The 9,115-nt window shown below is 64.6% G+C and carries 8 protein-coding genes; 5 read left to right on the forward strand and 3 right to left on the reverse strand.

What is annotated here, in order from left to right; all coding sequences use genetic code 11:
- Positions 1-367 precede the first annotated feature (367 nt).
- Positions 368-853 carry a hypothetical protein gene (locus EOD15_RS21880; protein WP_127408814.1) on the reverse strand — a complete coding sequence of 162 codons (486 nt, stop codon included), beginning with the start codon at positions 851-853 and terminating at the stop codon, positions 368-370.
- 221 nt (positions 854-1,074) lie between these two features.
- Between EOD15_RS21880 and EOD15_RS21885 the strand changes: the two genes are divergently transcribed.
- Positions 1,075-1,440: a RidA family protein gene (locus EOD15_RS21885; protein WP_013528752.1), complete on the forward strand. Its 366-nt coding sequence runs from the start codon at positions 1,075-1,077 to the stop codon at positions 1,438-1,440.
- 28 nt (positions 1,441-1,468) lie between these two features.
- On the forward strand, positions 1,469-2,701 hold the full coding sequence (locus tag EOD15_RS21890; RefSeq protein WP_127408815.1) for an amidohydrolase/deacetylase family metallohydrolase: 1,233 nt from the start codon (positions 1,469-1,471) through the stop codon (positions 2,699-2,701).
- A 94-nt stretch (positions 2,702-2,795) separates the two neighbouring features.
- Here the strand turns inward: EOD15_RS21890 and EOD15_RS21895 are convergent, their stop codons facing one another.
- A complete protein-coding gene (locus tag EOD15_RS21895; protein WP_245463731.1) occupies positions 2,796-4,646 on the reverse strand; it encodes an NAD(P)/FAD-dependent oxidoreductase in 1,851 nt (616 codons plus the stop codon).
- A 114-nt stretch (positions 4,647-4,760) separates the two neighbouring features.
- Positions 4,761-5,705 (reverse strand): MurR/RpiR family transcriptional regulator, encoded by a 945-nt coding sequence (locus tag EOD15_RS21900; protein WP_127273418.1) that lies wholly within the window; start codon positions 5,703-5,705, stop codon positions 4,761-4,763.
- Between the two features lie 326 nt (positions 5,706-6,031).
- On the opposite strand from EOD15_RS21900, the gene EOD15_RS21905 reads away from it, so the two are divergent.
- The 3 genes from EOD15_RS21905 (at position 6,032) to EOD15_RS21915 (ending at position 8,949) form a co-directional block, all read left to right on the forward strand.
- Positions 6,032-6,859 carry an ABC transporter ATP-binding protein gene (locus EOD15_RS21905; protein WP_127322104.1) on the forward strand — a complete coding sequence of 276 codons (828 nt, stop codon included), beginning with the start codon at positions 6,032-6,034 and terminating at the stop codon, positions 6,857-6,859.
- On the forward strand, positions 6,856-7,716 hold the full coding sequence (locus tag EOD15_RS21910) for an ABC transporter permease (RefSeq protein ID WP_127322105.1): 861 nt from the start codon (positions 6,856-6,858) through the stop codon (positions 7,714-7,716). The genes EOD15_RS21905 and EOD15_RS21910 overlap by 4 nt, the downstream gene beginning before the upstream one ends.
- A 69-nt stretch (positions 7,717-7,785) precedes the next feature.
- Positions 7,786-8,949 (forward strand): ABC transporter substrate-binding protein, encoded by a 1,164-nt coding sequence (locus EOD15_RS21915; RefSeq protein ID WP_127408816.1) that lies wholly within the window; start codon positions 7,786-7,788, stop codon positions 8,947-8,949.
- Positions 8,950-9,115 lie beyond the last annotated feature (166 nt).

Here is a 9,115-nt window from a genome sequence, read left to right on the forward strand (position 1 = left end):
GTGGTGACCGCCATCAGCTTGACCAGCCAGAAGTCGAGGGTGAGATCGGGAACCCTGTTGTGGCTCGGTGCGGCGGGTTGTTGCCTGTTGGGCGCGAGCATGGTTGAAGTCCAGAGGTCGACGGTTGCGGCGGGGCGGTGGCGATCCGCTCCGTGCATCGTAAGCAAACGAGTTCACACCGGCCTGTCCGGCGGCATACAAATTCGTAAGAATGGGCGCAAAAGGCATTGCCAATGTCTGGCGATGCGTTTGATGGAATGCGGGCGCCTTGCATCCGCCATCGCTGTTCAACGGCTCGCTGATGGCGGCCGCGGTGCCGGGCCGCACGTTCGGCCCGACCCATCCTGCGCTCTGGTGATCGGTGGTTCTAGCTGCCGAGCGGATGCGGCATGTAGCCGACGAAGCCTGATATCTTCCAGCTGCCGCCGACCTTGCTGCAGAAATACAGCGTCTGCCATTTCAAGCGGTCGACGCTGCCGTCCGCCTTGGCAACCGAGCCGTCGAATTTCTTGTGCAGCACGGCGCGGTCGCCGTCGACATCGATGTCGCGCATGTTGGTGACGCGAAACAGCGCCTCGCGCAGCGGCTCGGCGAATTTGGTCGCCGCCGTCTCCCTGGCCTGGCGCAGCCATTCGTCGCGGTAGATGTCCAGCCTTGGAAACTGCAGCCGCCAGGCATCGGCATTGCTGAGGAAATGCGCGTGCATGCCGAAGAAGCTCTCGGCGACGAAATCATCCTCGACCATGGCCCAGTCCTGGCCGATGAAAGCGTCGATGTCGCGCCGCACCAGCATTTCCCAGAGCGCGTGGCGATCGGCATCGCCTGATGGAAACGGGTTCTTGTCGTAAGTCATCGCTGGGTGTCTCCGCTCTGGCAAATGCGTCTGTACGTTGCGGCTTCCAAGCCGCCCGTCAGCGCGTACGATGCAAGCGCTCTTGTAATAAAGCAACACGGATTTCGAAGAATGTTGCTTTCCAACAAGGCCCCTATGAGGATCGCCCCGATCGGCGTAAATGTCGATCGAAGCGGGCGCTGCCATGGCACCCCGTCCTGTCATCAGAGGAGGCTTGTCCCTTGCCGAAACAGTGTTTTGGAACATCGCATGTGCCGTTGTCGCCCGCCGTGCGGGCCGGCGATCTCGTCTATGTCTCGGGCCAGGTTCCCGTCGGCAGCGACGGCATCGTGGTCAAGGGCGGCATATCGGAACAGACCGAGCAGGTGCTCGCCAATATCAAGGCCGCGCTGGCGCTGGCCGGCTGCACCATGGACGATGTGGTGAAGACCACGGTCTGGCTGGAAGATGCGCGCGATTTCGGCGCCTTCAACGCGGTCTATGCCCGGCATTTCCCCAAAAACCCGCCGGCCCGCACCACGGTCGAATCGCGGCTGATGATCGATATCAAGATCGAGGTCGAGGCGGTCGCTTACCGGCCTCTGTAGGCAAAGCAACGAAGCGGAGGTGACCGCAATGCAATTCGACCTCCTGCTGAAGGGCGGACGGCTGATCGATCCGGCCGCTGGCCTCGACGCGCCGCGCGATGTCGCCATCGCCAATGGCCGCGTTGCCGCAGTCGATGCCGATATACCGGCGGACAGCGCAGCGCAGATCGTCGATGCCGGCGGCTGCATCGTCACGCCGGGCCTGGTCGACCTGCACAGCCACGTCTATTGGGGCGGCACGTCGCTTGGCGTCGATGCCGACCGGCTGGCCGCCAAGAGCGGCACCACCACCTTCATCGATGCGGGCAGTGCGGGCGCCGGCAATTTCCTCGGCTTCCGCCGCCATGTCATGGAGCGCTCGAAGGTCCGCATCCTGGCCTATGTCAACATTTCCTTTGCCGGCATTTTCGGCTTCTCGCAGACGGTGTCGGTCGGCGAGTGCAGCGACCTCAGGCTCTGCGAACCGCGCGAGGTGGTCGCAGCCGCGCGCGAGCACCGCGATGTCGTGGTCGGCGTAAAAGTCCGCTCCGGCAAGCATGCCGGCGGCACCAGCGGCATCGCGCCGGTGGATCTGGCGCTGGAGGCCGCCGACCAGGCCGGCCTGCCGCTGATGGCGCATATAGACGAGCCGCCGCCCGGCCGCTCGGAAGTGCTGCCGCGCCTGCGCAAGGGCGACATTCTCACCCACTGCTTTCGGCCGTTTCCCAATTCGCCGGTATTTGCTTCCGGCGCGGTGCGGCCGGACATGCGGCTGGCACGCGAGCGCGGCGTCATCTTCGACATCGGCCACGGCATGGGCTCGTTCGATTTCGCCGTTGCCCGTGCCATGCTCGAGGAAGGGCTGGCGCCCGACGTGATCTCGAGCGACGTGCATCTCTACTGCGTCGACGGGCCGGCCTTCGACATACTGGTCTGCATGTCGAAGCTGCTGGCGCTCGGCATGCCGCTGATCGAGGTCCTGCGCGCCGCGACGCAAGCGCCGGCGCGGGCGATCGCCAGGCCTGACCTGGGCACGCTGGCGGTCGGCACCGTCGGCGATGTCGCCGTGCTCCGGCAGCGCCCGGGCCGCTTCACCTTCGTCGATGCGGTCGGCGCGTCATTGGTCGCCGACCAGAGGCTGGTGTCGGAAGGCATCGTTATTGGCGGCACCTGGTGGCCGAACGAGGCGGGTGATCACAACGAGACCGAGCGTTTCGTGGCGCAGGCGTCGCATACGCATGTCGAGGTGGCGGCGAGGCACTTCGGGCACCGGCACGATTAGCTGATCTCCCCCCTTGAGGGGGAGATGGCCGGCAGGCCAGAGGGGGTCGGTTCGACTGGATGCGACCTCCTTGCGGCAGATGGAGGCTGGCGCTCTACGCGCGGCGACCCCCTCTGTCGCCTTCGGCGACATCTCCCCCTCGAGGGGGGAGATCAGCAGCGCCTGAATTGCTCGGCTTCCCATAGACCGGCGTCTCAATGCCTTCCATCCGCGCCTTGATCTGCAGCGCCACATATTTCGAATAAAACCGCGACAGCGCCAGATTGCCGCCGTGGAACCACAGCGCTTCCTGCGCGGTCGGCTTCCACATGTTGCGCAGTTCGGCTTGCCAGGGTCCGGGGTCGCCCTTGACGCCCGAGCCAAGCCCCCAGCAGGGGCCGACCTTGTCGGCTACTTCGCGCGAGACGATCGAAGCCACAGTCTCGTTCATCGACTGATAGCCGGTGCAGGCGATGATGGCGTCGGCGACGAGTTCACTGCCGTCCTCGAACAGGATGCCGCTCGGGGTCAGCGACTTGATGGCGACGCCGCTGCGGATGCCGATCTTGCCGTCGATGATCAGGTCGGAAGCGCCGACATCGATATAGTAGCCGGAGCCGGTGCGGTAGGCCTTCATCAGAAGGCCGGTCTCGTCGTCGCCGAAATCGAGGGCGAAGCCGGCGGCGCGCAAGCGGTCGTAAAAGGCCGCGTCGCGCGCCTTGATCACCTCGTAAAGCGCCCGCTGGCCCTTGGGCACCAGCGCGAACGGCGTCGAGGCGACGATCATGTCGGCCTTCTCGGTGGTGATGCCGCGCGCCAGTGCGTCTTCCGAGAAGATCTCGAAGCCGACTTCCATCAGCGTGTCCGATTTGACCACCGTCGTCGGCGAACGCTGGATCATTGTGACCTCGGCGCCGCTTTCCCAGAGGTCGACGCAGACGTCATGGCCGGAGCTTGCCGCGCCGATGACCGCGACTCGTCTGCCGCGGAATTTGTCGCCGCTGGCATACTGGCTGGAGTGCAGCAACTCGCCCTTGAACCGGTCGGCGCCCGGCAGATCGATCCGCCGTGGCGGACCGTAGGCGCCGGTGGCAAAGACGATGTGCTTCGGCTTCAGCGTGATCTGGCGGCCGACGCGGTCGACCACCACGGTCCAGACTTTTTCGGCCTCATCATAGGACGCGCTGAGACATTTGGTGGCGACCCAGTAATTGAGCTCCATGACGCGCGTGTACATTTCCAGCCAGTCGCCCATCTTGTCCTTGGGCGTGAACACCGGCCAGTTTTCGGGGAAGGGAATGTAGGGCAGATGGTCGTACCAGACCGGATCGTGCAACACGAGCGTGCGATAGCGGTTGCGCCAGGAATCGCCCGGCCGCGCATTCTTCTCGATGACGATGGTGGGCACGCCGAGCTGGCGCAGCCGCGCCCCCAGCATGATGCCGCCCTGGCCGCCGCCGATGACCAGGCAGTAGGGCTGTTCCTCGGTGCCGAGCTCGCGCGTCTCGCGCGCCCGCGCCTCCGACCAGGTCTCGCGCCTGGGATCGGCCTTGTGGCGCACGCCAAGCGGCCGCTTCGCCCCCTTGCGCTCCTCGAAGCCTTTCAGGTCCGTCATTGCCGTGAACAGCGTGCGGCAGCGGCCGTCGCGCAGCCGCATGATGCCCTCTCCCCTGGCCACCGCGGTTTCGAAGCTGAACCACGCCTCGATGGTGCCATCGTCCGAGATCGCCTCGCCGGTCAGTTGCCACGCGCTCGGCTTGGCCGTCGCCAGCGTCGCCGCCAGCATGTCGGCGATCGCTTCGCGGCCTTCCATGGTGGTGATGTTCCAGGTGAAGGTCAGGAGATCGCGCCAGTAGCAATCGTCGACGAACAGGTTGCTCGCAGCGGCCACGTCGCCGGCTGCGAGTGCCTGCGCCAGGGATTCGAGCCATGCGGCTGCCTGTTTCGTCGGTGCTATTTCGAGCATTTCTTTCCTCTTTGTGCATGCGCCCAATCCAAGTTGGGATCATCAATTGTTGAACTCGGCGCCGCCCCTCATCCGCCTGCCGGCACCTTCTCCCCGTGAACGGGGAGAAGGGAGCTAGTCTCCGAGCGGCTCCATCTCCTTGCCGGTGCGGTGGATCTGGGCGTTGTATTTGATGCGGCGCACGGTCTCGCGGGCCGAACCGTCGAGCTTGTAGGCCGAGGCCACCGCCAGAAGGTCGATCGCCGCCAGGAAGGCGAAGCGCGAGGCCGTCGGCTTCAGCGTGTCGGGATATTCCGGGACCGCCACCGTCAACCTGACGTCGCAGGCGCGGGCGAGTTCGGTGTCGGGCGCTGTTACGGCGATGGCGTTGGCGCGGTAGTGCTTGGCGAGCTCGACGGCCTCGATCACCTCGCGGGTGCGTCCGGTCGCCGAAATGGCGATCACCAGATCGCCCGGCTTGAGCGTCGAGGCGGTCATGCGCATCAGATAGGGGTCGCACTGGGCGCTGACGGTGATGCCGTAGCGGAACAGCCGGTATTGGGTTTCCTGCGCCAGCGCCGAGGAGCTGCCGCCGAGGCCGAACACGGTGACCTGGCGCGCCTTGGCGATCAGATCGGCGGCTTTCTGCAGCTGCGCCGGGTCGAGCTGCCGCTCGGCCTCCTGCAGCGCCCGGCGCGCCTCGCCGAATACGGCGTTCCAGAACGGCATGCCATTGTCATTGCTGACGGAGGGCGACTTGGCCAGATAGAGCGCACCGACGACGAGGCTCTGCGCCAGCTTCAGCTTGAAGTCGCGCACGCCCTCGCAGCCGATAGCGCGGCAAAACCGGGTCACCGTCGGTTCGCTGACCCCGGCGCGCTGGGCAAGGGCGGCGTTGGAGGCGTCGACGGCATATTTGACGTCGTCGAGCACGACATCGGCGACACGCCGTTCGGCCGGGCGCAATTCGCTGTAGGAATCCTTGACCAGCGAGATGATGTCGGGAATGCGCCGGACAGGATCGCGCCCCTCGGTATCCTGGCCTGGAACAGGCTCGTCCTGGCTGCCAGCTTCGTTCATGGGGTCCTGGTCTTTCCCTGGGTTGCGAGGCTGCCGTCTTAGCATGTTTGCACGCCCTGGCTCCACGCGCCCGACCGCATCGCAACGTAGGGTAAAGATCACCTTCCTCCGGTCCTCTCCGATCCGTGTCAGTTCCGAAGTATGTAGGAAAGCAACATGCATTTCAAGGCCGCAAAACCGATATTAAAACAATCAGATAAGCATACTAATCGATTTTCCTGATACGGTGGCCATCGTCGGTGCTTGACAGGAAAGTAGGATAGTTACAGACTGATTTTCGCTGGGGATGAGCCAATGGATCATCGCGCAATCTTCCCGGGGGGCAGATGAATACGGGCGATGCAAAAAAGCCGAAGCTTGGCGTGCAGGCAGCGACCAAGATCTATCACACGGCCTCCGGCGACCTGCTGGCGCTGGACCGCTGCAGCCTCGATGTCAGCGCCAATGAAATCGTCTCGATCGTCGGCCCTTCCGGCTGCGGCAAGACCACGCTCTTGTGGTCGATGTCGGGCCTGCACAGCCTGACCAGCGGCGAGATCCGGCTCGATGGCAAGGCGATCACCGGTCCGCATCCCGATATCGGCATCGTCTTCCAGGAGGCGAACCTCCTGCCGTGGCGCAATCTCGACGCCAACATCCGCTTCCCTTTCGAGATCAAGGGCGAGAAGCCGGACCGGGCGTGGATTGCGCATCTGCTGAACCGCGTCGGTCTCGACGGCTTCGGCGGCAAGTTTCCGCGCGAGCTTTCCGGCGGCATGCAGCAGCGCGCGGCGATCGTGCGGGCGCTGGCGTTGAAGCCTTCGGTGCTTTTGATGGACGAGCCGTTCGGCGCGCTCGACAGCTTCACCCGCGAGGAGATGAACCGGCTGGTCGAGGAGATCTGGCTCGACACCAAGACAACCATCGTCTTCATCACCCACTCGATCGAGGAAGCGATCTTCCTCTCCGACCGGGTCGTGGTGCTGAGCGCCCGGCCGGGCCGCGTCGCCAAGGAATATCGCGTGCCGTTTGCGCGGCCGCGCTCGCTTGAGATCATGGCGACGAAGGAGGTCTTCGACCTCACCAACCGTATCAAGATGGACATTGTCGGCGAACGCACGCGGCCAAAAGCAGCGGAGCGCCCGAGCGCAGAGATCGTGAGGATCAGGCCGTGAGCGGGGGCGACGCCATTCCGGAATTCTCGAAGTCCAAGTCGGGTGCCAAGTCGGGCGATGGCCACGAGGTCAGCCTGACCAATCTGTCGGCCTTCGCCAGCGGCCCCGGCATCAAGTCGGGCAAGGAGGTGGCGGCCATTCTTGCCGTGGCGGTGATCATCATCGGCGGCATCGAACTGGCGCTGCGGCTGTTCCACGTGCCGCTCTACATCATGCCGCCGCCGAGCTCGATCGCCTATGCGCTGTTCGACGAGTTTCCGCTGATCGCGCCGCATCTCGGCTACACGCTCGTCGAGCTGGTGTCCGGCTTCACCATCGGCGCCATCATCGGCCTGGTGCTGGCCGCCGTCATCACCCAGTTCCCGTTCGCCGAGAAGATCGTCGCGCCCTACATCCTGCTTCTGGTCACCACGCCGATGCTGGCGCTGGTGCCGCTGCTGATCCTGCGCTTCGGCTTCGGCTACACGCCGCGCATCATCGCGGTGGCGCTGGCCGCCGGGCCGATGGTGATGATCAATGCCGCCACCGGCTTTCGCCGCGTCGACAGCGCCAAGATCGCGCTGGCGCGCTCCTATGGCGCCAGCACCTTGCAGATCTTCTGGAAGATCCGCGCGCCGATGGCGCTGCCGATGATCCTGGTCGGGCTGATGATCGGCGCCATCTTCGGCCTGTTGACCGCGGTCGGCGCGGAGATGGTCGGCGGCGGCTTCGGCCTCGGCAACCGGCTGACGACCTATTCGTCGATGATCCAGATGCCGCAGTTCTTCGCCGTGGTGCTGATCCTGTCGACGCTCGGCATCCTGATCTACGTGCTGTTCTTCCTGATCGGCAAGAAATGGGCGAGCTGGGAGGCTTGAACACAAAAGTACAGACGACGCCCGGGAGGCGGGCGGCAAGAAACTGACTCAAACAAAAAGGGGAATGCCATGACCAAAGAGAACTCGATCAGCCCGGCGGGCATCAGCCGCCGCTACTTCCTGCAGGTGACCGGCGCCGGGCTGGTGACGGCGACGGCGCTTGGCGCCACCGGCCTCAAGGCCAGGGCCGAACCCTACGGAAAATTCACCTGGATCTCGCCGCGCGGCACGCTCGAAGTGCTCGACGACTATCCCTATTGGGCAGCCAAGAAGGCCGGCTATTTCGATGGGCTGGACACCGACATGCAGCCGGGGCCGTCGGACGGCACCGCGACGGTGAAGTTCGTCGATGTCGGCCAGGCGGATATGGGCTTCCCGTCGCCCGGCGTGTTCTCCTTCGCCATCCAGAACGGCATGAAGCTGAAGTCGGTGTTCCATATGGGCGCCCGCGACACGTTCAGCATCGCCTTCCGCAAGGGCGAGGGCTCGAACGACCTGAAGAAGCTGGAAGGCAAGACCATCCTGCTCGGCTCAGCCGCCTGGCAGTCGATCACCGACCCGCTGCTGGCGGCGCAGGGCGTCGACATCAAGAAGGTCAAATATGTCGAAGCCGGCTGGCCGACATGGGGCACGGCTCTTGCCGGCGGCCAGGGCGACGCTGCCCTGTCGTGGGAAGGCCTGCGCGCCGAATGGATCGCCAAGGGGCTCGACTTCGAATACTGGCTCGGCGTGCAGAACTCGAAGCTGCCGGCCAACACTTTCGTCGTGCGCGCCGCCGACCTCGAGGATGCCGACAAGAAGGCGTTGCTGGAAAAGTACCTGCGCGGCTGGGCGATGGGCCTCGAATTCGGCTACCAGAATCCCCGCGCGGCCGTCGAAGCGGTGTTCGAGCAGTTCCCGACGCTGGCCAAGAATCTCGGGCCGGAGCTCGGCACCACATCGATCCTGCAGCAGATCAACGTCTTCCGCGGCGACATGGACAAACGCGGCGGCTGGGGCTCGCACGACATGGCGAGCTGGCAGGGCTTCTTCGACGAAATCCACAAGATCGGCCAGATCACCGCTCCGGTGAAGGCCGAGGATGTCTGCACCAACGAGCTGATCGGCCCGGCCAATGATTTCGACAAGGCTAAGGTCAAGGCCGATGCCGACGGCGTCAAGCTGTCGGAAGGTTTTGCCGCGCTCGATGTCGAGAAGATCAAGGCGCATCTGTTCGATTCGGCGGTGAAGTAGGGCTGACAATGTCCAGGTCAGCGCCGCCCCTCACCTGCCTGCCGGCATCCTCTCCCCGTAAACGGGGCGAGGGGACGCTGTCGTTGATGATTTCGCCAATCGCAACATTGCGGCCAGCCCTTTCTCCCCGTCACTATACGGGGAGAAATGCCCGGCAGGGCAATGA

The sequence above is a fragment of the Mesorhizobium sp. M7A.T.Ca.US.000.02.2.1 genome (genome assembly GCF_003996995.1).
Taxonomy (GTDB): Bacteria; Pseudomonadota; Alphaproteobacteria; order Rhizobiales; family Rhizobiaceae; genus Mesorhizobium.